The 24,453-nt window shown below is 40.3% G+C and carries 25 protein-coding genes, 1 CRISPR repeat array and 1 riboswitch; of the genes, 10 read left to right on the top strand and 15 right to left on the bottom strand.

The window, feature by feature from the left end; translation table 11 throughout:
- The first annotated feature begins 280 nt into the window (after positions 1-280).
- A riboswitch (cobalamin riboswitch) is annotated at positions 281-443 on the top strand.
- A 21-nt stretch (positions 444-464) separates the two neighbouring features.
- From RMY32_RS08495 to RMY32_RS08475, 5 genes are all read left to right on the top strand, one after another.
- On the top strand, positions 465-884 hold the full coding sequence (locus RMY32_RS08495; RefSeq protein ID WP_322713645.1) for a DUF1636 domain-containing protein: 420 nt from the start codon (positions 465-467) through the stop codon (positions 882-884).
- A 3-nt stretch (positions 885-887) separates the two neighbouring features.
- A complete protein-coding gene (locus RMY32_RS08490) occupies positions 888-1,646 on the top strand; it encodes a cobalt-precorrin-6A reductase (protein ID WP_322713644.1) in 759 nt (252 codons plus the stop codon).
- 76 nt (positions 1,647-1,722) lie between these two features.
- Complete coding sequence (locus tag RMY32_RS08485) at positions 1,723-2,211, top strand: PEP-CTERM sorting domain-containing protein (protein WP_322713643.1); 489 nt, start codon at positions 1,723-1,725, stop codon at positions 2,209-2,211.
- A 337-nt stretch (positions 2,212-2,548) separates the two neighbouring features.
- Complete coding sequence (locus RMY32_RS08480) at positions 2,549-3,424, top strand: inositol monophosphatase family protein (protein ID WP_322713642.1); 876 nt, start codon at positions 2,549-2,551, stop codon at positions 3,422-3,424.
- Between the two features lie 133 nt (positions 3,425-3,557).
- Positions 3,558-4,553: a 2-dehydropantoate 2-reductase gene (locus RMY32_RS08475; protein WP_322713641.1), complete on the top strand. Its 996-nt coding sequence runs from the start codon at positions 3,558-3,560 to the stop codon at positions 4,551-4,553.
- Here RMY32_RS08475 and RMY32_RS08470 read toward each other — a convergent pair.
- Positions 4,536-5,030 (bottom strand): hypothetical protein, encoded by a 495-nt coding sequence (locus tag RMY32_RS08470; RefSeq protein WP_322713640.1) that lies wholly within the window; start codon positions 5,028-5,030, stop codon positions 4,536-4,538. The genes RMY32_RS08475 and RMY32_RS08470 overlap by 18 nt on opposite strands.
- Positions 5,031-5,144: 114 nt before the next feature.
- Between RMY32_RS08470 and RMY32_RS08465 the strand changes: the two genes are divergently transcribed.
- The 3 genes from RMY32_RS08465 to RMY32_RS08455 all read left to right on the top strand — a co-directional run bounded on the left by RMY32_RS08465 (position 5,145) and on the right by RMY32_RS08455 (position 8,067).
- Positions 5,145-5,735 carry a TetR/AcrR family transcriptional regulator gene (locus RMY32_RS08465; protein WP_322713639.1) on the top strand — a complete coding sequence of 197 codons (591 nt, stop codon included), beginning with the start codon at positions 5,145-5,147 and terminating at the stop codon, positions 5,733-5,735.
- Between the two features lie 117 nt (positions 5,736-5,852).
- On the top strand, positions 5,853-7,340 hold the full coding sequence (locus RMY32_RS08460; RefSeq protein WP_322713638.1) for an ABC transporter permease subunit: 1,488 nt from the start codon (positions 5,853-5,855) through the stop codon (positions 7,338-7,340).
- Positions 7,333-8,067 (top strand): amino acid ABC transporter ATP-binding protein, encoded by a 735-nt coding sequence (locus tag RMY32_RS08455; RefSeq protein ID WP_322713637.1) that lies wholly within the window; start codon positions 7,333-7,335, stop codon positions 8,065-8,067. Before RMY32_RS08460 ends, RMY32_RS08455 begins: the two co-directional genes overlap by 8 nt.
- Here RMY32_RS08455 and RMY32_RS08450 read toward each other — a convergent pair.
- On the bottom strand, positions 8,064-8,552 hold the full coding sequence (locus RMY32_RS08450; protein WP_322713636.1) for an NUDIX domain-containing protein: 489 nt from the start codon (positions 8,550-8,552) through the stop codon (positions 8,064-8,066). The two genes, RMY32_RS08455 and RMY32_RS08450, sit on opposite strands and share 4 nt — an antisense overlap.
- A gap of 107 nt (positions 8,553-8,659) precedes the next feature.
- Between RMY32_RS08450 and RMY32_RS08445 the strand changes: the two genes are divergently transcribed.
- On the top strand, positions 8,660-9,244 hold the full coding sequence (locus tag RMY32_RS08445) for an NAD(P)H-dependent oxidoreductase (RefSeq protein ID WP_322713635.1): 585 nt from the start codon (positions 8,660-8,662) through the stop codon (positions 9,242-9,244).
- 43 nt (positions 9,245-9,287) lie between these two features.
- Positions 9,288-10,563: direct repeats of the CRISPR family, unit length 37 nt; unit sequence ATTTCAATCCCTAATAGGGATTTTGATAAATTGCAAT.
- Between the two features lie 268 nt (positions 10,564-10,831).
- Here the strand turns inward: RMY32_RS08445 and cas2 are convergent.
- The 5 genes from cas2 to RMY32_RS08420 form a co-directional block, all read right to left on the bottom strand.
- Entirely contained in the window at positions 10,832-11,119 is a 288-nt protein-coding gene (cas2, locus tag RMY32_RS08440) for a CRISPR-associated endonuclease Cas2 (protein ID WP_322713634.1), read from the bottom strand.
- A 31-nt stretch (positions 11,120-11,150) separates the two neighbouring features.
- Complete coding sequence (cas1d, locus tag RMY32_RS08435; RefSeq protein ID WP_322713633.1) at positions 11,151-12,155, bottom strand: type I-D CRISPR-associated endonuclease Cas1d; 1,005 nt, start codon at positions 12,153-12,155, stop codon at positions 11,151-11,153.
- Positions 12,156-12,370: 215 nt separating this feature from the next.
- Positions 12,371-12,964 (bottom strand): CRISPR-associated protein Cas4, encoded by a 594-nt coding sequence (cas4, locus tag RMY32_RS08430; protein ID WP_322713632.1) that lies wholly within the window; start codon positions 12,962-12,964, stop codon positions 12,371-12,373.
- A 132-nt stretch (positions 12,965-13,096) separates the two neighbouring features.
- Positions 13,097-13,933 (bottom strand): CRISPR-associated endoribonuclease Cas6, encoded by an 837-nt coding sequence (gene cas6 / locus RMY32_RS08425; protein WP_322713631.1) that lies wholly within the window; start codon positions 13,931-13,933, stop codon positions 13,097-13,099.
- A complete protein-coding gene (locus tag RMY32_RS08420; protein ID WP_322713630.1) occupies positions 13,923-14,543 on the bottom strand; it encodes a 2OG-Fe(II) oxygenase in 621 nt (206 codons plus the stop codon). The genes cas6 and RMY32_RS08420 overlap by 11 nt, the downstream gene beginning before the upstream one ends.
- Positions 14,544-14,652: 109 nt before the next feature.
- Here RMY32_RS08420 and RMY32_RS08415 point away from each other — a divergent pair, with 109 nt between their 5' ends.
- Positions 14,653-15,063: a hypothetical protein gene (locus RMY32_RS08415; RefSeq protein WP_322713629.1), complete on the top strand. Its 411-nt coding sequence runs from the start codon at positions 14,653-14,655 to the stop codon at positions 15,061-15,063.
- Here RMY32_RS08415 and cas5d read toward each other — a convergent pair whose 3' ends face one another.
- The 8 genes from cas5d to RMY32_RS08375 all read right to left on the bottom strand — a co-directional run bounded on the left by cas5d (position 15,064) and on the right by RMY32_RS08375 (position 24,344).
- Positions 15,064-15,771 carry a type I-D CRISPR-associated protein Cas5/Csc1 gene (gene cas5d, locus RMY32_RS08410; RefSeq protein WP_322713628.1) on the bottom strand — a complete coding sequence of 236 codons (708 nt, stop codon included), beginning with the start codon at positions 15,769-15,771 and terminating at the stop codon, positions 15,064-15,066.
- Complete coding sequence (gene cas7d / locus RMY32_RS08405) at positions 15,771-16,787, bottom strand: type I-D CRISPR-associated protein Cas7/Csc2 (RefSeq protein ID WP_322713627.1); 1,017 nt, start codon at positions 16,785-16,787, stop codon at positions 15,771-15,773. Before cas7d ends, cas5d begins: the two co-directional genes overlap by 1 nt.
- Before the next feature lie 50 nt (positions 16,788-16,837).
- Positions 16,838-20,089: a type I-D CRISPR-associated protein Cas10d/Csc3 gene (gene cas10d, locus RMY32_RS08400; protein WP_322713626.1), complete on the bottom strand. Its 3,252-nt coding sequence runs from the start codon at positions 20,087-20,089 to the stop codon at positions 16,838-16,840.
- Positions 20,090-20,106: 17 nt separating this feature from the next.
- A complete protein-coding gene (locus RMY32_RS08395; RefSeq protein WP_322713625.1) occupies positions 20,107-21,126 on the bottom strand; it encodes a YhcG family protein in 1,020 nt (339 codons plus the stop codon).
- Positions 21,123-21,359 (bottom strand): DUF433 domain-containing protein, encoded by a 237-nt coding sequence (locus tag RMY32_RS08390; protein ID WP_322713624.1) that lies wholly within the window; start codon positions 21,357-21,359, stop codon positions 21,123-21,125. The genes RMY32_RS08395 and RMY32_RS08390 overlap by 4 nt, the downstream gene beginning before the upstream one ends.
- A gap of 57 nt (positions 21,360-21,416) precedes the next feature.
- On the bottom strand, positions 21,417-21,641 hold the full coding sequence (locus tag RMY32_RS08385; protein ID WP_322649856.1) for a hypothetical protein: 225 nt from the start codon (positions 21,639-21,641) through the stop codon (positions 21,417-21,419).
- 222 nt (positions 21,642-21,863) lie between these two features.
- Positions 21,864-24,041, bottom strand: a complete 2,178-nt coding sequence (gene cas3, locus RMY32_RS08380; RefSeq protein ID WP_322713623.1) for a type I-D CRISPR-associated helicase Cas3' — start codon at positions 24,039-24,041, stop codon at positions 21,864-21,866.
- Between the two features lie 18 nt (positions 24,042-24,059).
- A complete protein-coding gene (locus RMY32_RS08375) occupies positions 24,060-24,344 on the bottom strand; it encodes a DUF433 domain-containing protein (protein WP_322713622.1) in 285 nt (94 codons plus the stop codon).
- Positions 24,345-24,453 lie beyond the last annotated feature (109 nt).

Below are 24,453 nucleotides of genomic sequence, written 5' to 3'. Positions count from 1 at the left end.
AAATTGGGGGACTTTGATATGTTTTTCTGGTTCCCCCCTTTATAAGGGGAGCCAGCGCGGTCTTGGGGGTTTCCCCCATGAGCGACTGGCGTGGGCTAGGGGGGATCGAATTCTATGCAGCTTTATAAAAAATTGGTATTAGAGGTCATTCTATAAAAGCTATTGGTCAATTTCAATACAGTTGAAGTAGTAAAAATGCACAGTATTTTATCTGGTTGTCGTCCAGTTTGAGCGTTAGCGCAAAGTTTGCTGTTTCGTATTCTCCGATAACTTTAGTGTACGATCAATAAGGTTATTCGGTTCTGGTGGGAGTCAGCCACCAGAGGTAACGGGGAAAGTTCGGTGCAAATCCGGCGCTGTCCCGCAACTGTGAACCAATTTGAGATTAAAGAAAATCTCAAGTTGAGTGAGTCAGGATGCCCGCCGAAGTAGATTTATCAGTTTCACATATCTGCGAGGTACAGATGACTACTACTGTAAATATTTCCCCAACCAATCCAATGGAAGTTGCTGAACATACTTTATTTGTTTGCAAGACCTGTGCCAGTGTTTGGCAAAATGGAAAACGCTTAGGTGAAAGTGGTGGTGAAAAACTTTTACACCAACTTCAGCAGCTTGCACAAGATTGGGAGTTACGAGATCGATTCCCGATTCAGGAAGTTGAATGTATGAGTGCTTGTAATCGTTCTTGTGTAGTCGCCTTTGCTGCTAAAGGCAAATTAACATATTTATTTGGTGATTTAACCGTTGATGGGAGTGCCTCTGCTGTGCTGGAATGTGCTAGCCAATACTATGCTAAAGCAGATGGTTTATTGCCTTGGTCAAAGCGTCCAGAAGCAATGAAAAAGGGGATTTTGGCAAAAATTCCACCTTTATCTATCTAAATGATGCGCGTTTTGATTTTGGGTGGGACGGGTGATGCAGCAGAACTAGCTGCCAAAGCTACGACTATCCAAGGGTTAGAAGTAATCACCTCTCTAGCTGGCCGCACCCGCGAACCGTCAGTACCGTTGGGTGATTTGCGGGTTGGAGGCTTCGGGGGTGTGGCTGGATTAGCTAGCTATCTGCGAGTCATGCAAATCGACTTATTAATTGATGCAACCCATCCTTTTGCTAGTCAGATTTCCTTCAATGCGGCAGATGCAGCAACGGAAGTTGGAGTAGCCCGTTTGATGTTAATCCGTCCGCTTTGGGAAAAAGAAAGTAGCGATCGCTGGATTGAAGTTGACAGTGTTGCAGCCGCAGCACTAGCCCTGCAAAATCAGTCAGAGCGGGTATTTTTGACAGTTGGTAGACAGGAACTCGCCGCTTTTGCTCATTTAGAGAAAATTTGGTTTTTGATGCGGATGATTGACCCTCCTGGCGAAGATGCTTTAGTACCGCCGGGAATGGTATTGTGCGATCGCGGGCCTTTTACCCTCAATAATGAGAGACAAATTCTGATTGAGAATAACATTGATACCATCGTCAGTAAAAATAGCGGTGGCAATGCGACAAAACCCAAGATCATTGCCGCGCGAGAACTGGGCGTAAAGGTTGTGATGGTAAATCGTCCAGCTGTACCGCCAGGGGAGCAGGTTAATAATGTTGATGCTGCTTTGGTATGGTTAGGCGTAGGCGTAGCCCGCCGTAGGCATCGCTGCTAAGTAAATAGGCAAGATTGATAATACAATCTTTCCTAATTCCGTATAATACACGGGAACGATCGCACTAACGAGTTACATGAAAAATCTAGCTCTATTTGCTATACTCCTTGCCATGACTTCTGGATTAGTTTTCGGGACAATGCCAGCCGCTTCTGCTTTAAGTTGGAACTGGAATTATTCTGGTACTGGCATAGCGGCGAATGGTACTTTTACCACTAATGACACCCCAAACGATTTAGGTTTTTACCTGATTACTGGAATTACTGGTACGCGAAATGATGAAACAATTACTGGTCTGCAACCCGCCGGGACTTCAATGCCAGGAAACGAACCTTTTGATGTTGATAATTTAATTAGTCTTAATACTCAGCAGTTAACGGGTAAGGGTTTTGCATATTCCACTTCGGGAAAAAATTATTCTAGTCCATTTTTCGCTAGTTTTTTGCCGACACCAGGTTATTTAGAAGTTTTTTCTGCACCAACTAGACCAGGTTTTGAAAATTTAAGATTAGAAGATAGGGAATTACCCATTAGTTTTTCTGCGACCCTAATCACCGCCCCTTAACCCACTTCTATTTTGAGCTGACTTCATCATCGGCACTTGAGCGCACTTTACAAGCCGACGTATTAACAATACAAGCCGACGCATTAGCATTGTAGGGTATGGTCAAATTTAATTTGCGATAAATTAATGAAATACTGTACTAAGTATTGACGTTCGGTCTTAAACCATTAAATTTGCTAGAAAAATCGCAAGTTTTCTATGGTTCATTGAAACATACAAATTAAAGTAATATAGCAACGGTGGTATCATTGCATCCAAATGATACCGTAATTTTGTCTAGATATAGAATTCTATCGCCCTGTTGACGATAGATTATTTCTAAAAGGAGTTTGCTGCAATGTCCACAACACCAACTACTCGATTAATTTTAGAGACTTTACTCCCCCATCTCAAAGTAGCAGCAGCCTATGCCCATTTTCTACAACCAAAAATTGCTGCACTTCCTGCTAAAGAAGAAGCAAATAACTTTTTTAGTGCCGCTCTTACTGATGCAGATGTGGCTATTCAAAATTTAGTAGAAGTAGTATTACTAGGAACTTTTCCAGATATTCGCTTTTATGGTGAAGAATATGAAAGTTCTAATAATACCAAATATTTTCGCGCTATCGAACTTGGTTCAGAAGGTGATTACTTAGTAACACTTGACCCGATTGATGGTACGAAGTTTTATATGGATGGACATTCTAATTACCAAATTATTCTCAGTATTCTAAATGCGGATGACTTTGAAGCAGTAATTGCCATTTCTCCTGCCCAAAACGTTTATTTTTATGCCCTTCGAGGTGAAGGTGCTTTTAAAGGCACGCTAGACATGAACTTAGAAGCCTGTGTCCCATTAGATATAAGATCCGCCAAACCTGCTATTTTATTGGGATGGGGAATGAATTCCATCGCACATTTATTAAAAGATCGATATAAAGTAATCGATATAGCGAATGATTACTCTAGTGATATTCAAATTCCCAATCTCAATGGTATTCTCAGTGGTGACTTGAGTGGAGCAATCATCAAGTCGGGCAAGTTTCTTGATAGTGCTGCACTTGCTTTTATTGCAAAAGAGGCTGGCTGGATTATAACTACTGTGGACGGTTCAACTTTACCGCCACTGCATACTTGTCAAAACTATAGTATGCCTGGATTGATCGTAGCTGCCTCAAAATCTGTTTATCAAGATTTATTAGAAGCAATGCAAAGCTTTAGGAGTAATGAGTAATGAGTAATGAGTTATGAGTTATGAGTTATGAGTTATGAGTAGTAGTTGTGAATCTTCCCACTCTCAACTGGAGAATTTACTACTGGGAACTTAATTGGATACCGTCTTCTACGACTCATATTATTTTGACAAAATGAAAATCTGTATTGTTGGTGCGGGTGCGATTGGTGGATATTTAGGGGCAAAATTGGCACTGGCAGGTGAAGAGGTGACATTAATCGCGCGTGGTTCTCATTTGGAGGCAATTCAAAAAAATGGGCTGAAGTTGTTTATGGCAGATGGTTCTAGCCAAATTGCTACTCCATTTCTGGCAACTAGCGATATTCAGTCAGCTGGGCCACAGGATGTCGTAATTTTAACTGTGAAGGCTCACAGTGTTCCGGCGATCGCACCTTTTCTCCCTGCACTCTACGATGCTCACACGATGGTGGTGACAGCCCAAAATGGCGTTCCTTGGTGGTACTTTCGTCAGCATGGCGGTGAATATGAAGGGACGCGAATTAAATCTGTCGATCCAGATGGGATTATTGAAACTAGTATCGGTGCTGAACGCGCTATTGGTTGTGTGGTTTACCCGGCAACTGAGATAATTGAACCAGGTGTAATTAAACATATTGAAGGCGATCGCTTTACTCTGGGTGAAATCGACGGCACTAAAACCGAACGCATCCAATTATTAGCACAAACTTTAAAACAAGCAGGATTCAAAGCCCCAATCCGCAATCAAATTCGCACAGAAATTTGGATCAAGTTGTGGGGAAATGTGGCATTTAATCCGATCAGTGCCTTAACTGGTGCGACTCTAGAGGATATTTGCCGCTATCCCCTCACCCGCGAACTAGCAGGGCAAATGATGAGTGAAACTCAAGCGATCGCCGAAAACTTAGGTATAAAGTTTGGTATCACTTTAGAACAGCGAATTAATGGCGCAGAAAACGTTGGTGCCCATAAAACCTCAATGCTACAAGATATCGAAGCCGGACGCGCTACCGAAATAGACGCGATCGTTGGCGCGGTGGCAGAATTGGGAAAACTTACTCAAATTCCCACACCTCATATTGATGCAATTTATGCCAGCGTTAAGTTGCTGGAGGCGAGCAAACAAAGAAGTCTATTTGATGAAAGGTAAAAGGTCAAACTCTTGACGAATTTCTAATAGTGAACGGTCTAACATTGGTTCAAAGTTAAGAAATGGCACAAAAATCTGATGATTGCGAGTTTTTACCCACATTGAAATCAATTCTGGCGTTAATCGCAGTAATTCAAAAAAGATGGAACTGTATAACCAAATCACACCATGACGTTTGATCAAGTCTTCGTACATCACATTTACAGATGGATTTTGGCGCTCATGCAACCAATCTCTAAATTTGAAGTCACTCGTCCAAAATGTCAGCGGCAAAATCTTAAGTTCATCGTACATATCTGTATCACAGCCATAAATGACGTGACTAGCATCATGAGCAAGCAAGATTTTGGCAAAATCCTCTGGTTGAGTACTGGGATGAGTGAGATCGAAATTAACCGCGTAGTATTCCTCCAGCCCTTGACGTAAAGTTTGAGTGCTATTTTTGTTGGTATATTGGGGTCGAGTTCGCAAAGACATAGGTTTGTCAATAATATTATCGATACTATTAGTATCGATAATATCAAATACAAATATAAATCACATTTATAGCTTGTCTGTCAGAGATAAAAATTAATATTAAATTCTTTCTACATGAGTGAATCTGCTAAAAAGCGACCTGGAAGACCTCGCAGTGTTGAGTCTCATCAGGCAATTATCCAAGCGACAATTGATTTACTGATAGAGGTTGGTTTTACTCACATGAGCGTTGATGCGATCGCTGCCCGTGCTGGAGTAGGCAAAACCACGATTTATCGCCGATATAGTTCTAAGGAAGAGTTGATTGCAGATGCGATTGAAAGTCTCAGAGAAGAAGTTGCGATACCTGATACAGGGAGTTTCTGGGGTGACATCGATTCTCTGATTGAGAGTGCTGCACAACTTACACTCAACTCTTTAGGAAAACAGACTGTTGCTATGATTGTTAGCACTGCATTAACCAATCCTCAGTTCGCTCGGATGTATTGGACAAAATATCTACAGCCTCGACGGCAAGCTTTTGCGATCGTGCTAAAACGTGCGAAGGAGCGAGGTGAATTTCAAGCTGATGCCGACTCTGATTTATTCTTCGACACAATCAGCAGTATTATGCTTTATGCATCAGTTTTTCCACCTAGTGCTGAATCGTGGGGTGCTTATGTTCGCCGTCTTTTAGATTTTCTGCTAAGAGATAAAGTGGTTTAAAAAATAGTGCAGATTTAAAAGCTTCTGCATAAAACTTCTAGATACACTAAAATATTTGGCTAGCTGCTAATACGATCCTTCTTTCTTAGAGGCTGTCTCTAAAGAAATATCAAGTTGATGAAAAAAAAATTATGGCTATTAACGATACTGGTTCTAACAGTAGTAGGAATCAGCATCATCACAGGATATAGTAATTCTCTAAAGGCTGCTTCACCTTTAGGGAAAGACACGCTGACGATGATTACTTCCCCAGATTATCCTCCTTATGAGTTTTATGATACGAAAGGAGGCGATCGCCAAATCGTTGGCTTTGATATAGATATTGCCAAAACCCTTGCTGAAAAACTAGGGTTTAAACTTAAAATAATGGAATCCGATTTTAATGGATTAATCCCTGCAATCCAAGCAAATCGCGCTGATTTTGTCATGGCTGGGATGACTCCGACTCCAGAACGTCAGAAAAACATTGATTTTTCAATTATTTATTACGAAGCCAAAGATACGATTGTCGCTCCTAAAGGTAGCAATCTGAAGCAACCCCAAGACTTATCACAGAAAAAAGTTGGGGTGCAACTAGGAACGATACAAGAACAAAATGCCCAAAAAATTGCGAAAAAAGTTGCGGGTATTCAGCTAAAGCAACTCAATAAAGTGCCGGAAGTAGTTCAGGAAATCAAATCTGGGCGAATTGATGCCGCAATTGTTGAGGATACCGTCGCTAAGGGATTTGCCCAAGCTAACCCAGATTTAGAATTTAATACTATTCCCTCAGAGCAAGCAAGTGGATCGGCGATCGCTTTTCCCAAAGGTTCTTCCTTTGTAGAACCGTTTAACAAAGTTCTTCAACAAATGAAGGATGATGGCACATTGGCTAAACTTGTCACCAAATGGTTTTCACAGAATACTGCCGCCAATTCTGCATCTTCAACTCCTGCCAAAGGCGGATTGAATCTCGACTTCACCAGAATTCTTCCTGACATTCCCTTTATTCTGCGGGGAATCCCGTTAACTTTGTTGTTTACCCTATTATCTGTAACCTTGGGGTTAATCTGGGGAACAATCTTGTCTCTGTTAAAAATTCTCGGCATCAAGCCGCTTACCTGGGTTGCTAACGCCTACACTTCTGTTTTTCGAGGCACACCTTTGTTATTACAGTTGGCGTTGGTTTACTACGCAACACCCCAGCTTACAGGCTATGACATTTCCGCATTGGAGGCTGGGGTGCTAACTTTTACCCTAAATTCTGGCGCTTATATGTCGGAAACCATTAGAGGTGGAATTCAAGCGGTGGATAAAGGACAAAGTGAAGCGGCGATGTCTATGGGTGTTCCCTATTGGTTGATGATGTGGGATGTGATTTTGCCCCAAGCATTAAAGAACATTCTTCCAGCATTGGTAAATGAAACTATCGGATTGCTTAAAGATTCCGCCCTGGTGTCAACCATTGGGGTAGTGGAAATATTACGCAGCGCCCAAATCGTTGGTGCAAACAAATATATTTATTTTGAACCACTGTTATTTGCAGGGTTAATCTACTATGTTTTGGTAATGGGTATGACCTTGGGTGCATCCGCTTTAGAAAGGAGGTTACGAGAAAGTGAGTAATGTAATCATTCGCACGGAATTCTTATCTAAATCCTTTGGCAAACTCGACGTACTCAAAGATATTTCCACTGAGTTTTACCAAGGGGAAGTGGTTGCCATATTAGGCCCTTCTGGTTCGGGTAAGTCTACCTTTTTACGATGCATAAACTTGCTAGAACAACCCACCAGAGGCAGAATCTACTTTCACGACCGAGAAATTACCAATCCCAAGGCCAACATTGCTAAAGTACGCCAGCATTTGGTGATGGTATTTCAACATTTTAATTTGTTTCCCCACATGAATGTGCTGGAAAATGTCACCTACGCGCCGATAAAGGTGAAAGGAGTAAACAAGCAAAAAGCAGCAGAACATGGCTTAGAATTGCTGAAGAAGGTAGGTTTAGAATCAAAAGTGTCTGTGTATCCATCCAAATTATCTGGGGGACAGAAACAGCGAGTAGCGATTGCCCGTGCATTAGCAATGGAACCAGAGATGATTTTATTTGATGAACCCACCTCTGCATTAGATCCCGAAATGGTCAAAGATGTGCTGGAAGTGATGAAAGATTTAGCGCTTTCTGGAATGACAATGGCGATTGTTACTCATGAAATGGGCTTTGCCAAAGAAGTTGCCAATCGGATTATGTTCCTCGATCGGGGAAGTTTAGCTGAAGATACTACTCCTAGCGAGTTTTTCCAAAATCCTCAGTGCGATCGCGCCAAGCAGTTCTTAGAAAAAATGCTTTAGAACATCAGAAATTCGCCGCTTTTTTTGTATTCCTGAAACTTTTCTAAAACAGCGCGATCGTTTGGCATTAACTTAGGTAAGTCTGCCAAATCGAAAAATTCCAGCGCCAGCGATTCTCCATCTAAGCAAGCGAGGCTGCCTGACCATTCAACAGCTCGCAAAATCAAATTGAAGGTTTGGACGCGATCGCCGTTGGGATAAGTTACAGTTTCAAAGGCTGGATTGGAAGAAAACCCCACAGCTGCAAAACGCTTAACCGTTAAACCAGTTTCTTCAAAAACCTCTCGTGCTGAACATTCTTCGGCAGATTCACCTACTTCTGGATAGCCACCAGGTAGCCCCCAAACTTTGAAATCACTTCGTTTTTGCAACAGAACGCGCCCTAAGTTATCCTCGATAATCACGTATACGCTAAATAACAGAAGTATGCGATCGCCTACAATTTGTCGTAACTTGCCGAGATAAGAATCTGACCAATTCGCCATAATCTGAGAGAAATTTGTAAAGAAACTCTAAAAGTAGCAAACAGCGATCGCCTGAAAACAGGATAATGCAGTTGAACAGGTTAATCCTTCCCATTCAACCTAGAATTATGGCATCTACACCGAAAATCCTCGCCTTTGCAGGCAGCACCCGGATAGATTCTTACAACAAAAAACTGGTAAAAATCGCGGCGGCTGGCGCTAAGGCAGCTGGCGCAGAAGTGACTTATGTAGACCTCCGCGATTTGCCCTTACCTTTGTATGATGAAGACTTGGAAGCTCAAGAAGGACTACCAGCCAACGCCCGCACGTTTAAGGACTTGATGATTTCTCATCAAGGATTGCTGATTGCTTCGCCGGAATATAACAGTTCACTCACAGCAGTTTTGAAGAATGCCATTGACTGGGCATCTCGTCCATATCAAAATGAAGCACCTTTGGCTTTGACTGCTTTTGCAGGGAAGGTTGCTAGTATTATGAGCGCTTCCCCAGGCGCTCTTGGTGATTTGCGGGGATTGGTTCACCTGCGCTCTATTTTGGGAAACATCAAAGTTTTGGTACTTCCCGATCAAATAGCAGTATCCAAAGCTTATGAAGCTTTTAATGCTGATGGCACGTTAAAAGATCCTAAACAGCAACAATCTATTGAGCGGTTAGGCGATGGCTTAACAAAGATATTGCTGAAGCTTAACTAAATTCTTCAGGTGTTCAGTAAATAACGAACACCTATAAGTAAATGTTTTAATCCCTAATAGGGATTTTGATAAATTGCAATTTCAGTAAAAAGCGATCGCTTTCTCATTCCCACATGTATTTCAATCCCTAATAGGGATTTTGATAAATTGCAATTATATGTGCATTCTATATCTGCATTCACAAGCGGCTTAATTTCAATCCCTAATAGGGATTTTGATAAATTGCAATACAATTTGTTCATGAATATAATCAACTGTTGCTGTTGGGTCATTTCAATCCCTAATAGGGATTTTGATAAATTGCAATCTTAACTAGTAAGTTAAGTTTGATAATTAGTGATTTATTTCAATCCCTAATAGGGATTTTGATAAATTGCAATTCTACCCAATGTAGCAAATGCTGTATTTTCACTTAATTTCAATCCCTAATAGGGATTTTGATAAATTGCAATTTGATGAAGCGTTCTTACTCCATACGGTAAATACAATTTCAATCCCTAATAGGGATTTTGATAAATTGCAATAGTACTAACCGTTTCTGTGAGCCGGATAAAATCGGCATTTCAATCCCTAATAGGGATTTTGATAAATTGCAATACGCGCTAGCTACTCAAATAAATGCCGTGTATAAGCAATTTCAATCCCTAATAGGGATTTTGATAAATTGCAATTTCGATTCCCAAATCTTCGCGTACCCCAATAATAATATTTCAATCCCTAATAGGGATTTTGATAAATTGCAATACTGGCTTTATACCACAGCTTTGCATTTCTTGAATTTCAATCCCTAATAGGGATTTTGATAAATTGCAATAAGTCCACACCGTCTAAAAATACCCGAAGGCCAAATTTCAATCCCTAATAGGGATTTTGATAAATTGCAATATTATTCCGTGATGTCTTCCTCGGATAGAAGATATTTCAATCCCTACTAGGGATTTTGATAAATTGCAATCTCTCCCCAAGAGCTTGTCTGCGTTTGTTTGGGGATAAAGAATTTCAATCCCTAATAGGGATTTTGATAAATTGCAATTAGGGAATTCTGCGGCTTAGACGAAAAGCCACATTTCAATCCCTAATAGGGATTTTGATAAATTGCAATTCAAGTGGTAATACTTTGTCCCCACTCAAATTACCACTTATTTCAATCCCTAATAGGGATTTTGATAAATTGCAATTCACTTTACTTGTATCATGAAAATGCTGAAAAGTATTTCAATCCCTAATAGGGATTTTGATAAATTGCAATCTATCGGAGATGAGGGAGTTAGGCAGATTGTCAATTTCAATCCCTAATAGGGATTTTGATAAATTGCAATAGCGGGAGCCTGAAAGCCAAGCTGTATTTAGTTTTCAAGGTGCGGTTGCGCGATTCTGGAGCAATCATAGCATTAGAGAATTCGTTTTGAAAGAGCGCCAGGAAAATTTAAAGGCTGAAATCGTATTTTGATAAGCATTTTGGGGATTGCGCGGATGAGGATTAGGCGACTAATGGCTTCAAAGCCTTGCTGGAGTTGGGATAGAAGCACTTTTTTTAAGCTGTGAAATTTTTACACCTACCCTTCCGCGCATTTGAGATGCAGAAACCTAGCTAGAAGGAGACTCAGCAAAGAAAATTGTTTCGTCTCGTGGCTGTTCTCCACCAATGCGTTCGACTTTTCGCTGACAACAGCCACAGAGAAAATAAAAACGAACGCTGTCAGTGTCGGGTTTAATCAATTTTGCCAAACGCGATCGCAGTTTAGCATACTGAGTAGAAGTGATATCGCACTCAAACACACTCAGTTGCATCCATTGTCCATAGGACTTGAGAACAGAATGGATTTTAGTCCGACGTTTATCTTCTGGAATGTCGTAGCTGACAACAATATACATGGGAAAGTAGGGGAGAGGGATAAATTACAAATTACTTGAGAATTAAAGGGGGATATTTATCGATTTCGTTCATCAGATACTTACTTAATAATCTCGCTTGAATTTCAAAGGATTCTTGGTAGGTGCATTTGTTTCCCATGACTGGATGTTTGAAACTCGATAGTTTCTTTTGTTGATAGGCGCGAAGGAATGTATGCAGTCCTTCTTTGGTTAAAGACACAGCACTACTGAGCGGTTCGGTGGTAAAGTCAGTTAGGGTTAGCGATCGCTTGTTAATCAGCGACAACACTACAGCATCCACTATTAAAGGACGAAATTCTTCCATTAAATCCAAGGCTAGAGAAGGTCTACCATAACGCTCGACGTGTAAGTATCCTAGATAGGGATCGAAACCAACAATATTTAAAGCACTTTGTACGTCATGACGTAGCAATGAATACCCAAAACTCAGTAGAGCATTAACTGGATCGGTTGGTGGGCGGCGGCGTCTGGCTTCAAATATAAATTCTGAGGTTTTGATTAGCTGTTGAAAACAACCGAAATAAGCTGCACTACCAGCACCTTCTAAGCCTCTGAGAGAATCAATATTGTTAGTGTTTTCGATTGGTGCGATCGCGTTTTCCAATCGAGTGATGTTATTATTCAGGTCAAGATCGGGATGTTCTCGCTGAGTGTGAAGTAAAGTGTGGCGGTAATTTTTCAATTTACCTCGCACAAATCCTCTAACTAAATGTATTGCTGGTTGTGATTCTCCCACAGCTTGCCATTGGGCTTTACGAACAAAAATATTTTTAGTCGCTTCTGGTTCTAAACGCCCTAAATATCGTCCGTTTTGTGTGAGAAATGTTAAACAAATGTGACGCTCTAAAAGTTCACTAACGACGGCGGGAGAAATAGTAGCTCGTCCTAGTACTACAATTCCCTCTAGTTTAATTAAAGGAATATCCATGATAGTTTTTTGTTCAGCTTTAACGGTGAGACGTTCGTCAACTTTACCGATAAAAGCATCAGCTTGTGTTACGTAAAGTGTTCCCATGATTTAATCCTTAATTAATTGAAAGTTATCAAACTCAATACAATTTTGTTAGCTTATTATTTACTACGCGAAGATCCCCCCAACCCCCCTTAAAAAGGGGGGCTTATCTTCCTCCTTTACCCCCTTTTTAAGGGTGTCGCCACAGGCGGGGGGATCTTATTTGAACAGTCTTGAAAGTTAATATGTCCTCAAGCAAGAATTTACCAGAGTATGATTTAATTGACTTCTTGATAACTTTTGACCTTATCGGTTGCTTTGGGTAAACATTGCGAATAAAGACTGCATCCTTGGCAGCGTTTGCTGTAAACTGGTTTTGGCATTGCTCCTGTTTCTAGGAGATTTGTCACAGATTCAATAGTAGCGATCGCACTTTGCCGTAACTCTGGATTAATCTCTACTAATTGCCGTTGATGGGAGTGGGCATAATAAATATATCCAGTAGTTACAGGTTGTCCTGTCATTTCTTCTAAACATAAGGCTTGGGCACAAACTTGCAATTCATCGTTATCCCATTCGCCTTTGCGTCCTCGTTTGTATTCCACTGGATAAACTTGACCAGATTCGGCTTCAATTAAATCAGATTTACCGATGAGTTTGTATTGCTCAGACTTTAGCCAAATTGCCCGAATCTGCCAAGTTTCTCCTCGCTGTATATCGCTTGTGGTGTGGACACGATCGTGTAATGTAGTGCCTTCAATTGTGTATTGATTATCGGTAAATTCTCCTGCACAAAACATCCGCCAACAGCGATGCGGACAATAGGCATATTGATTCAATGCCGCAATGGAAATATATTCGGTTTGGTTCATACTTATACCATTTTAGATTTTAGATTTTAAATTTTGGATTGGAAATCGTCTTCTCTGCCTGGGTTCTATTAATCCATCTGTCATAATAATTTCTCAAATTTGTATTAGGTGGTTTTTAAATGATTATTGAAATTATGGAGAATACAGCCGTCGCGTCATTCCCATGCCCATTGTTGTTTTGCGACCAATTCCTGCATATAAAGCAAAGTCAGCTAAAGCGTTAATTTGCTTAATTTGTATTGGTTCAATTGCTCCCAAAATCTTGTAGTTAACTTCGCCAAGGATGCCAATAAATTTACTACGAGAGTCTGCTAATATTTCTGTGTGAATATTGACAAATGAGGGAAATATTGACTCAATTGCAATCTGAGTAAATTCTATACCACTATACTTATTCCACCGCAAAAGTAGGGAATTAAAGACAGATTCTCTGGTAGGAAGAGTAGTATCATACTGTCCTTGACGGAAGGCAGTAGGCGTGGAAAAGGTAAGATTAATGGAAGAATTGCGGTCGCTAGCTTCTTCGTATAATTGAGCGTAAGTACTGGCATTCGCCCAAGGTTGAATAGATTGGGGCGTGCCTTGAATGCTGGTAATATACAAGTCAGCCGGGCCAAGATGCCAAGGGCGATTGGGATTAAGATTTAGCCAGAGTTGGGTAAGTTTGCCAAATAAAGTGTCATCTAATAAAGAGATGCGCCACCAACAAGGAGTTCCGGCGGGAATGGGTTGTTGATGTGAATATTGCAATTTAGATCCCCCCCTACCCCCCTTCAAAAGAGGGGAGTTAGTTTGCAGGGGAGAAAGAGTGAAAGCTTTATCTGCGGTGGAATCGTGCAAGCGATCGCCTAATTCTTTATCTACAGAACTAACAAGGGTTAAAAATAGGGCGTGGAGATGTCTACCTGTGAGATACTGTGGTGGAATGGGCGATTGAGGTAGCAAATTCAACACTAAACTATGAGGCATACTTTCTTTTTTTGGTTGTAGACTGAGTGCTTCTTGACTCTACAGTAAACTCAGGGATTTCCTGGAGTTCAGCATCACTCAAACTATACTGTTCGCAAACGAGACTGAGGCGATTTCCTGGGGTTTTGACAGCGTTAACCGAATGGGTTAAATCACCTTGAAAATAAACCAAAGTATTGAATTGGGGCTTAATTTGCCCAAGTTGGCGTTTGTGCGATCGCAATACCAGTTCTCCCCCTTCCATATCTGCTGGTACGCGCACATAGAGAACACTGACAACCGCAGGCGGTTCAATGGTTTTGGAGTAGGAACGTAGAGAGCGATCGATATGCGGATCGACGCGGGAGCCTTCTTTGAGTTGTAAAGGATTGAGGTAAAAAGCATTACAACTCGGCTGGAGAGCTAAATCTAAGTAAGGCTTGAAGTAGGGAAACTGCTGTTCTACTTTTGCTAATCCAGAACGCTGAAATACTACAGAAAATCCTTTAGTGGCGACAAAATCACGGTTAAGGTTGTTTATAGCAAAGTAAGGACAAGCTTGGATTTCTCCCCACAAGTTGTTTAGGTAATCGCTGGGGAAAGCGTTGGTTTGTTGTTGATAGTGTTTCACGGGGGATAGAGGAACGATCGCTGAATGTGGTATCTAAAATTTTAAAGACTGTCGAGTGATGATAGTAGTATTCTTTTAAGTGAGAAAAACTACATAGCGAGAAAGATCAATGATAATTGATGATTACAATGCAGCCAAGGCACTAACTGAAAAACTTAAAGACAACTTACCCATTAAAGCACGAGCAGGGAAGGAGTTTTTGAAGACATTAAAGCAAAAAGGAGTAAACGCCGATCCAGACAGAGAATTTGAAATTGATTTCGTTGGTTATTCAGGAGATGAAGGTGGGATTATGTGCGGACTAAAAGATCCAAATAATCCCGAAAGTAAAGAAAAATATGTTTCTTCTATTACTCATCTAAAAATTGACTCTAATCATCCCCTAGCTGCTGAAGTGCAGACTTACCAACGCCAGCGAATACGTAAGTTAATGTTGCAAGATTCTAGAGGTTTTAAAGCCGAGTTAATGACGATAGAGCCTCGAAAAAATAAAAGCTGTCGTAAAGGCTTTGGAAAGTGATTAACTCCGAAACCGATATTCTATCCGAACTGGAATTTTTAAGTTTTGAATGCCATCAAATTGATAATATTGCCCTCGCATTTGGACATTTTGAATTAAGCTAACTGGAGGCATATTCACTACGTCATAGCTAATTACTTGATTGGTGAACATCACATCTAAAGGATTTAATGGATGTGTACAAGTGAATATACCTTCAGAAATTTTAGGTTTCGGTAATGGTTCAAACGTCACTTCAGCCTTGCTCATCCATTTACCCAAGCGAATCCATTTTGGTAATTTGAGTTCTTTTTGCGAAATGATAAAAAACTCAAATACACTTTCTGGCGCTATTTCTTTTGCTCTACCAAAACTAGGGATATTTTTCTGTGTTTTCTCCATTTCAACGTGGTAGTTATTGTTAGCATACTTCCAGGTGTTGAGGATAGAAGAATGATTGAGCGATCGCGCCGGGGTTACATAAATTTGCTGTTGATTGAGTGGCGTTAAATGCTCCTCATATTTTGGCACTTGTTCGGGGCAAAAATAGCGATAGGAATGTTCTTCAGCAACGGTAGTAGAGTAGATTTGGCTATCAACTAAACCCAGTGCATAACAAAGAGCATAATTGTGGATTATTGGCTCTGTTTCATACAGTCGCCCGATTTCACGAGTAGCAAAATATAGGCTGTCGTGCAACTCCAATTGACAGCGATAAATAAACACCATTACTCTTTCCCCACTTTAGCAGTAGTTTTCTTCTTGCTAATATGCTTCTTGGCGTAATCTTTAGCTTCTGCATCAGCCTTCTCTAAAATTGCCTGAATACCTTTCTCACTTCCTGTTAAAGTTTTGACTTCATTAATTAGGGATACAAAAGCATCACCAATGAAATCTGTGTGAACAATAAACTCATCAGCCATCAACGCCTCAATAGCATTTTTAGCAGCAGTAATTACATCATCTTCATCTAGTGGATCGGGAGGATTTATAGTATTATTAGATTTCATTTGGTCATATATTGCCTGAGTCCAACGCAGGTTACTAGTAATTTCTCCATCAGCAAATACAACACCAATCAACTCATTTCTGACGCGACCTGTACGGGTTGTTTGCGCTCCATAGTGGCGAGTCCGCAAGATATTATTAAAAACGTAAAGGAAGCTAGCTTCAGTGGGGTCTTTCAAGGTGACAATACTAGGGAAAAAAACTTGCGGTCTAATATGGTCTTGCTGATTAATTCGACTGGTAACTTCACCAGGTTTAGAACCATTTTCACCCTTGGAAGCCATTGTACCATTTTCATAAGGAGCGTTGAGGGTGAATGTTTCGTGTGATTCATCAAAAGCTGTAATTGAAAATGCTGTGTCTACCACAACTTTTGATTTTTCAGAGCCAGAGTCACCAATAGCAAATCCGTAGATGATGCAATCAGGATTATCCATTGCAAAATTCACGTTGTATTCACATTCTTCAGCCGTCATTAATCCATAGTTACGCAGCAACTCCCGACCAACTAAACGCTCTGGAGTAGACTGTTTGCGCTTGAACATTGACAAACGGCTAATTGTGGTTTTGTCTTTAACTCCTGCTCTTACCCGTGCTTTATTCAGTTCTGCATCTGTTTGAAATAGTGGATAAGATTCGGTAATACGGATGGTCAAAAAATGAGCATATTTCCCCATTGGTTTGTAAGGAATTTCAGCTTGAAAGAATTTGGATTCAACAGTTTTTAAAATTGCCATGATTTTCTCCAAAAAATTGTTTACTACTTGTTTATTTTTAGAGGAAGAATTTATTCCGGTTCATTAACATCATCTATTACAGGAATATTTTCATTTCTTGCTGCATTTTCTTTGTCATCTTCAAGACGATAAAGAAATTCACAGGTATCTCGAATTAAGTTGAGTTGACGGCCTGCCAAACGAGCGCGATCGCCTGCAAATGAGGTATCAAATACCTCCACTACAAAATACTTGGCAAAATCTAGAACAGCTTGCCGTTCTTCTTCTCGTTTGCTCATGATCCAGCGCCCTTCAGCAGTAGAAGAATGAACGCGATCCATCAGTTTAAAAACTTCTGCTGCAACAGCCGCAACTAATGTTTCTCCCTGAAACACGCTTGACTCAGCTTTGAGTATAGTTTCAGCCGCAATATCAACTGGTTTCAAGACAGCATTAGACTTAGGATTATAACGCTTATTAGCTCGATAAAATCTGCGGTATAAATCTGTTAATTTCTTAGGATGATTCAGACTTGATACTTCTCCTACAATTAATTGCTCCATATTAGTGTCATATTTCACATAAGGGTCAAAACAAGGATAAAAATGATAGGCATAAAGCCGAATTTTTTCAATTCGCGCTGTTTCCGAACCCTGATTACGCACCCAGCGATTGAGATAAGAAAAGACGTACAACGGACTGGTTTCAAAATCTTTAGCCAGTTCAGTAAATCTTCCCCAGTTGGCATCGTAACCAGACTTACCTTGTTTAGCATTCACATCTAAATGAATGGCATAAGCGGCGGTAAGCACATTTAAAGGTGCTGGGTATTGGATGCCGTTTTCATTCCAACCTTCGAGGATGTAGTCAAGACGGAAGCGATCGCGTCTTACTAAAGCACGGAAAGCATGAGGCGCACTATCAAGGAAAACACTTTCCTCAAACTCAGCCCCATCATTAAAAGGTGGAATTGGCGACTCTGAAACCACAGTTTTAACATCTAAAATCATCGGGAAAGCAAATGCTAACCAAGTTGGCATTACCCATGATTCGGTATCGGTGCTGTCTCTTCCTGGCGGGAGCGCCATGAAGTAAAATGTTAAAGGCTGGTCTTCAGGATAGGAAAGCTTAAAGGTGCGGTCTTTGTCACGCTGGAGGTTTTCATCAATTAAAAAACTATCTACACTTTGGTAGCGATCGCGTCCCAAATTCGCCTGTAAATCTTTACTGATAAAATGATTGCGAACGCTGGTATCAAAGCGAGTTTGAGCAATACCATTGTATGCTTTCTGTAAAAACTTGTTAGTCTCTGGAGTAAAGTAATAAGTAGGATAAAAATAGAGATAGCGATATTTACCATCTTCAAATTTCTTACCTACAGCTTGAGTTTGATTCATCAAGATTTGCCTCAGCATCATCTCCATACCTGCAATACTGGAAATATTACGTTTAGCGTTAGCACCTCTTAACATTTGCTTATTGGTATAAACTTGTGGCGTAAATAAAACTGCTGATTCCATTTGCTCAGTAACCGTGTAAGCAGAATGAGAAATTGAGCAGATTAATTGTTTCCCTCGCCCTGGTTTTTTCGCGGCGTTGTAGTTTGCCAACTCTTTAAAAAAGATTTCGGCTTGGTCGGTAGGTGATTTTTGTCGCGTTTCATTTGGAAGCATAATCACGCGATCGCACCAATCCCTTAAATCTTTCCATTCATCAGGTAGTTTGTACTGATTAATGATTGGTTCAATAACTTCTATCCATCGATTAACCAGACTTTGACAAATTTCACGAACGTCTTCTTGTCCTAGATTACGTTTAAGGTATTGCGTTGCAATATAATACCAGTCATACGCTATGCCTCCAGTATCTTTAAGTTGCTGAAGTGCAATAACTTCAGATTTATACTCAGATAAATTAAGAAAATCAATAGCTATCTCTGTAAGATTAATAGTTGGAATTGAAGGGAGTTCTTTGTTGTTTTTAATTAGGGCTTTAACTCTATCAAGATACTCTTTCCAAAATTTTCCAGTTATTAAAGCTCCTAATTCTGCCAAATGATCTATACGAATATCTTCTGCAAAATCGATTTCGATATTCTTAGCTAAAATACCTTTACGCTGGAATTGAGCTAAATTAGTAGCTTTATCTGCTGCCTTGCTGGTTTTTACTTTACTCGGTACTGCATCAACGGTAAACTGCATTAAGCCTTTGATGTCGAGGAAGAGATTGTAGTAGTCAGCATATTTCATCCCAATATTTCCCCGACTGAATCCAACTTTTCGGAGTTGAAGTTGGTTAGCGCAGAGTTGTTTTATCGTATCAATAACGCGATCGCCTAATCCTTCTCGACTAATTTTTGGAGCATCTTTTCTAGCTAAATAAATTACTCCTGTGGGTAGGTAAAGCAGTATTTCATAGTAGGTTTGATCCTCAGTATTGAGGCTAGTGTATGCTTTCATTAAGGCATTATTAACTACATTAGTTAATACACCCCGGTTTTCAGCAATGCTGTGATATGTAAATTTCAGTTGTCCATCACTCAAATTATGTATAACTTCTTGGAGCCTGGAGTTCTCTGCATCCTGGGGATGTTTAACAATTGAGGCAAGAGAATCAGCCAAACAAGTTAAATCAGATAAACTACGAAGAGTACGGTCTTTGAGAACAGGATTCAACCCAAATTCAGAAAAATTCCAGTTAGTATCCCAGCGACGTTGAGCATTATAAACCATACACAACAAATCATCTAGATACTCTCGATAAGCTTCAGTATTTTCTGGATTTATAAAGTTATTCAACCCTAACTGGTGAACTTTTTTATCAATAATTTCACGATGTTCTGCTAGCGGTAGTTTGCGGCAGTTTTCAGGAACATCAGGAAACTTTTCAAAATCATGTAAAATAAATCCAGCAATTACTAAACGCCGTTCTCGCTCTTTCACCACTCGCTGCACTGTGGTATTAAGTTTTTCTAAACGTTTCTCAATTAAATTAGCGGGGAATAAACCATTGAGTAAGTGAGTATTTAGTGATTGGTCAGCAGCATTATCACGTCTGACTTTACTTTTTCCTTCAGCTTCTCGCTGTTGGTCAATTTCATCAAAAAACTTACCGCCTTTCGCTGTTACACCAATAGCTATCCGTAACAGATTTGGTAAAACATACTCGCCAAAGTCTGCCATTACCTTATCATCTGGATTTTGAGCCTGAATTGCTTCTCGTAATAACTTGAGTGTTAGTAACTCGCCTTCAATTTCAATGGTACGGTCTGAAGAATCACCATCAAAACCAAAATCACCTGATAACCAATCATCATTAGACATTTTCAAACTCCAGTTTTTTACTCTACGCCTTCTAGCAACTTGGCAACTTGCTCTGGAGCCGGAAGCTGATTTTTTAATTCTTGAGGCAACGTAGAAAACAGTTTATAAGTTGCTATACCAATTGGTTTATTCGATTCTCTCAGTGCATACTCAACAATAGTTTTATCCTTGGATTTGCAAAGAATAATTCCGATTGAGAGATTTTCGTCTGGGAATCGAGATAAATCATCTAAAGCCGCCAGATAAAATTGCATTTTTCCCACATACTCAGGTAGGAACTCTCCAGTTTTTAACTCAATCGCAACTAGACATTTTAATTGGCGGTGATACAGCAACAGGTCGATAAAAAATTCTTTATCGCCAACTTTTAAGCGATACTGACTGCCAACAAAAGTAAACCGCCCACCCATTTCTTGCAAGAATGGTTCAACTCTTGCCAAAATCGCCTGTTCTAGCTGTCGTTCACTGTGTTCATCTGCTAGTTCCAAGAAATCAAAAGTATATTCATCTTTAACAGCTAGTTTTAATTGGTTACGAATCTCTGCTGGAACAGTTTTATCAAAGTTAGTCTGATTCAACAGAGTCTTTTCATAAGTTTGATTTTCAATTTGGTGAATCAAAACATTCTTTGTCCAGCCAAATTTACGAGTCATTCTGATATAAAATTCTCGTTCTAGGTTATCTTTGCACTTCTCTACAATGACCAGATTGTGACTCCATCCAATTTCTCGCACCATTGGTGCGAGTTTTTCATTGTTGACATAAGATTCATAAAAAAGCCTCATCCGCCAGAGGTTAGCAGCAGAAAATCCGCTAATTCCTGGAAACTCTGCTTGTAAGTCTTTTGCTAACTGTTCTACTACGGATTTTCCCCAGCTAGCGCCCTGCTGTTGAGTAATAATTATCTGTCCAATGTCCCAATAGAGGTTAATCATTTCCCGATTAACTGCTTTTAGTGCTTCGTACTGGGCTGAACGAATACGCTGTTTTATTTCCATTAGCAAATCTCTGTAATCGTCTGAAATTGGGTTACTCATAACGGAAAAAGTTCAACTCGTTCATGACTAACTAGCCGTCCATAAACTAAACAGGCTTGTACATCTTCCCGTTCTAACCAGGGATAAGCTTCTAGCAAGGTTTCAATAGTATCTCCTGCCGCCAACATCCCCAAAATATGTTCAACTGCAAGGCGACGACCTCGAATAATTGGTTTACCACTAAAGATTTGAGGGTTGACAGTGATTCTTTCCAATAGATGTTGTTCGTTCATGTTTAGCTATGTAGTGACGGTAGATTGTTTTATGGTGTGTACGCTGCAAACAGTGTCTTAATCTGGTGGGTAATGAAAATCCACGAGATTCTGTAAATTCTCATTTCGACAAACTTGATGTCCGAAATTTGTCTCTAAAAAACTGACGCGATGCTCAAGGTCAGCTAGCTGATTATCTTGAATGACATTCTGCTGTCGTACTGCTTCCATTGCGTCAACTAAATAATGAAGTTGTTTAAGTACCGTGCGAATCAGGTGGAGGTCGGCATTCTGGTTTTGCATTGCTTTTGCATAGAATAACGATCAGTATATAGAGTTTACAGTGTATTAACCAGGGAAACTCCTTTACCCTGCATAAAACCTGTACACTATAGTATAAGTCTAGGGCAGTGAAACACTCAAAATCCCTATTAGGGATTGAAACAATACCCTGTGAACGTACTACTGTTCGTTCCTCTGCCTTCAGACTTTGAATCACTAAAATCCCTATTAGGGATTGAAACCTCAAGCAACCCATATCTCATCTCCTTTGCTTTTAAACGTATAAGCAAGCGTATCTAGCAGCAGCGCAGAGTGACCAAAAGCGATCGCATACGGTGCAGTAGCATCATGAAAGCTATACTGATCGCTGATGCCATAAATTTGAAAATTCATTGGTAGCCTTAGCTGCATCCGCACTTCAGCAAGAGGACGGCGAATCACGTAACAGACCAAACCTTCCTTTTTTAGGCGTTTGTTAATTTCTGCAACCCAATAGTTGTCAGGTTGCCAAATTTCCACACCAGTCAAAACCTGAACTTTCCAAGCGTCAGCAATTGGCTGCAAGTTTCCAGAATAGGTAAACTTCCAGTTCAGCCGTTCCTCTCGGTAGGAACGCAACTTCATAAATGCTAGACAATAAGCAAATCTACCTTTGGTAATGGGTTGTCTGGTGCGTTCTGCGGTTTCTTTGAGTGTCCGTATAAATGCCGCTTCCGTCCACATTTCAATTTCTAAATTGCCCAAAATACCCGGTAAATCGTAGGTTTTAAACCTATCTGCTTCGTTTTCTTCCGTTAAGTCGTATAAACCACACTGCAAAGGACTTGAACCTCGAAAACTGGCAGCATCATCAGCAATGGGATTTGCTGATTTACCTGAAAGCGCTTGCCAATCTTTCGCCCATCCTTGAATACGTCCGGCTTGTGACTTCAGACTTGTTTCAAATACTTGTTCACAGGCTTCTTGAAACTTGTCTCGGCTTTGGGCATACTGTTGTTTGATTGTGCGATCGCTCAGTTGATAACATAACCAAAATGATTGCACAGCCCCCCAACGACGATAATAACCACGAAAATCGTTGATTTGTCGATAATTCTCAGTAATTGTATTGTGAAAATAGGGGCGATCGCAAATACTATTCACTTCTAACGGTGGAGTATCCCCTTTAAACAAACGCTCTACCAAAAAGTTAGCAACTAGAGAAAAAGCTGTGAAATTCTCAAACTTGATTTTCTGACCATCTTTCTCATATTCGTCATGCCTTCCTAACCGCCCTAAACGTTGGATGAAGTTACCTGCATCGGATGATTCAAAAATTATAAAATTGATTTTGAAATCAACTCCAACATCAATTGTGCTAGTACCAATAACCAAATCAGCAGAAAGACTCCGCTCCTTTTTTCCTTTTCCCGATAACCCTGTATTCTCCCCAACTTTCAATCCGTAAGGCTGTAATATTTCCCGAAAAAACTGAGTGAGGTGTTTGACTGCTGCAATTGAGTTAAGGATGATTGCGCCTTTACTTCCTGGATACTGCTGAAACTGAGCCAAAATTAACTCACTATTTTCTTTTAGCCAGGTTTCCGAAGCTTTAAAGGATGGTTCCAAAGGAATAAAATTCAACGAAATTGTCCGTGCTACCTGCCGCCATCCCTGTGCTTGTAGCTGCTGTCCTTGTTCTGGTGTATCGGGAAATTGATATTTATTTTGTTTTAGAGGATCAATTTCTTTACAACGAAATCCTGCTTTTTCTAGTCGCCCAATTAAGTTTGTATCTGGTGTAGCTGAGAGAAACAGAAATTTTTTGCGGCGATTTGTATAGCGAATTAACAACATTGTGTTAATTACACTAGCAATTTGGGGAGCTGCGAAAACGTGAAATTCATCAAAAATAAATAAGTCAAAATCTTTATCAATTCTGCCCCATAACTTATCTGGACTATCGCCACGAATTATGTAAGCACCTCTATGCAAGTAGTGAAAAATATCAGGGGTGGTTAATAATGCTTCTCTCTGGTTAGTGAGAGTTGCGATCGCAGCTCCTTTTTTTAATCCCTCATTTTCGGCATAAATCTCTAAATCAGCCCCACTGAGGCGCACTACACGCGGCTGATTGTCTGGCTGAAATTTCTCAATATATCCTTTAATTTGCGTTTCTTGATCGCGGGCGAGTTCGTTGGTTGGGTAAAGTCCGATCGCAGAAAATTCACCCTGAAGCACTTCTAGGTAAGCCGCTAGACTTTTACCATCACCAGTCATCGCAGTGTTGAACACTACATCAATATTTGGATCGCGCAACGCTTCTAAAGTTACGGCTTGATGCCAAGAAAGCAACCAATCTTTAGGTAACTTCACTCCGTCAGGTGTCGAGACGGTTTGGGAGTAAACAGGCTTGAGAGTAATATGGTATGCTTCCGTCATTTGTTTTTTGTTTCCACCTCAATATCCTGATATTCTTGAATACTTCCTTATCGAATTTTCTACATAGCTATCTCTTGTAATCTCCGCAGCGTATGCAATACAAGCCAGAATATCTTCTCTTTCCAAACCAGGATATTCTTCCAAAATTGTCTCTATTTTTTCTCCACTTGCAAGAAGGTCGAGAATTAAAGAAACCCATATACGATGACCTTTAATACAAGGTTTACCGAAACAAATATTTGGATCGATGGAAATTCGAGATAGTAAATTGTTCTTATACCAATTTAATGTGAAGTTACACATATCTAGATCCCCCTAAATCCCCCGATAAATTGGGGGACTTTGATATGTTTTTCTGGTTCCCCCCTTTATAAGGGGAGCCAGCGCGGTCTTGGGGGTTTCCCCCATGAGC

This window comes from Nostoc sp. ChiSLP03a (genome assembly GCF_034531215.2).
GTDB lineage: Bacteria > Cyanobacteriota > Cyanobacteriia > Cyanobacteriales > Nostocaceae > Nostoc.
The sequence above is the reverse complement of the archived record's forward strand: the minus strand, read 5'-3'. Positions and strand labels throughout refer to the sequence as shown.

Coding starts and splice junctions, on each gene's coding strand:
- RMY32_RS08495 (WP_322713645.1), top strand. CDS start 465: ATGACTACTACTGTAAATATTTCCCCAACCAATCCAATGGAAGTTGCT.
- RMY32_RS08490 (WP_322713644.1), top strand. CDS start 888: ATGCGCGTTTTGATTTTGGGTGGGACGGGTGATGCAGCAGAACTAGCT.
- RMY32_RS08485 (WP_322713643.1), top strand. CDS start 1,723: ATGAAAAATCTAGCTCTATTTGCTATACTCCTTGCCATGACTTCTGGA.
- RMY32_RS08480 (WP_322713642.1), top strand. CDS start 2,549: ATGTCCACAACACCAACTACTCGATTAATTTTAGAGACTTTACTCCCC.
- RMY32_RS08475 (WP_322713641.1), top strand. CDS start 3,558: ATGAAAATCTGTATTGTTGGTGCGGGTGCGATTGGTGGATATTTAGGG.
- RMY32_RS08470 (WP_322713640.1), bottom strand. CDS start 5,030: ATGTCTTTGCGAACTCGACCCCAATATACCAACAAAAATAGCACTCAA.
- RMY32_RS08465 (WP_322713639.1), top strand. CDS start 5,145: ATGAGTGAATCTGCTAAAAAGCGACCTGGAAGACCTCGCAGTGTTGAG.
- RMY32_RS08460 (WP_322713638.1), top strand. CDS start 5,853: ATGAAAAAAAAATTATGGCTATTAACGATACTGGTTCTAACAGTAGTA.
- RMY32_RS08450 (WP_322713636.1), bottom strand. CDS start 8,552: ATGGCGAATTGGTCAGATTCTTATCTCGGCAAGTTACGACAAATTGTA.
- RMY32_RS08445 (WP_322713635.1), top strand. CDS start 8,660: ATGGCATCTACACCGAAAATCCTCGCCTTTGCAGGCAGCACCCGGATA.
- cas2 (WP_322713634.1), bottom strand. CDS start 11,119: ATGTATATTGTTGTCAGCTACGACATTCCAGAAGATAAACGTCGGACT.
- cas1d (WP_322713633.1), bottom strand. CDS start 12,155: ATGGGAACACTTTACGTAACACAAGCTGATGCTTTTATCGGTAAAGTT.
- cas4 (WP_322713632.1), bottom strand. CDS start 12,964: ATGAACCAAACCGAATATATTTCCATTGCGGCATTGAATCAATATGCC.
- cas6 (WP_322713631.1), bottom strand. CDS start 13,933: ATGCCTCATAGTTTAGTGTTGAATTTGCTACCTCAATCGCCCATTCCA.
- RMY32_RS08415 (WP_322713629.1), top strand. CDS start 14,653: ATGATAATTGATGATTACAATGCAGCCAAGGCACTAACTGAAAAACTT.
- cas5d (WP_322713628.1), bottom strand. CDS start 15,771: ATGGTGTTTATTTATCGCTGTCAATTGGAGTTGCACGACAGCCTATAT.
- cas7d (WP_322713627.1), bottom strand. CDS start 16,787: ATGGCAATTTTAAAAACTGTTGAATCCAAATTCTTTCAAGCTGAAATT.
- cas10d (WP_322713626.1), bottom strand. CDS start 20,089: ATGTCTAATGATGATTGGTTATCAGGTGATTTTGGTTTTGATGGTGAT.
- RMY32_RS08395 (WP_322713625.1), bottom strand. CDS start 21,126: ATGAGTAACCCAATTTCAGACGATTACAGAGATTTGCTAATGGAAATA.
- RMY32_RS08390 (WP_322713624.1), bottom strand. CDS start 21,359: ATGAACGAACAACATCTATTGGAAAGAATCACTGTCAACCCTCAAATC.
- RMY32_RS08385 (WP_322649856.1), bottom strand. CDS start 21,641: ATGCAAAACCAGAATGCCGACCTCCACCTGATTCGCACGGTACTTAAA.
- cas3 (WP_322713623.1), bottom strand. CDS start 24,041: ATGACGGAAGCATACCATATTACTCTCAAGCCTGTTTACTCCCAAACC.
- RMY32_RS08375 (WP_322713622.1), bottom strand. CDS start 24,344: ATGTGTAACTTCACATTAAATTGGTATAAGAACAATTTACTATCTCGA.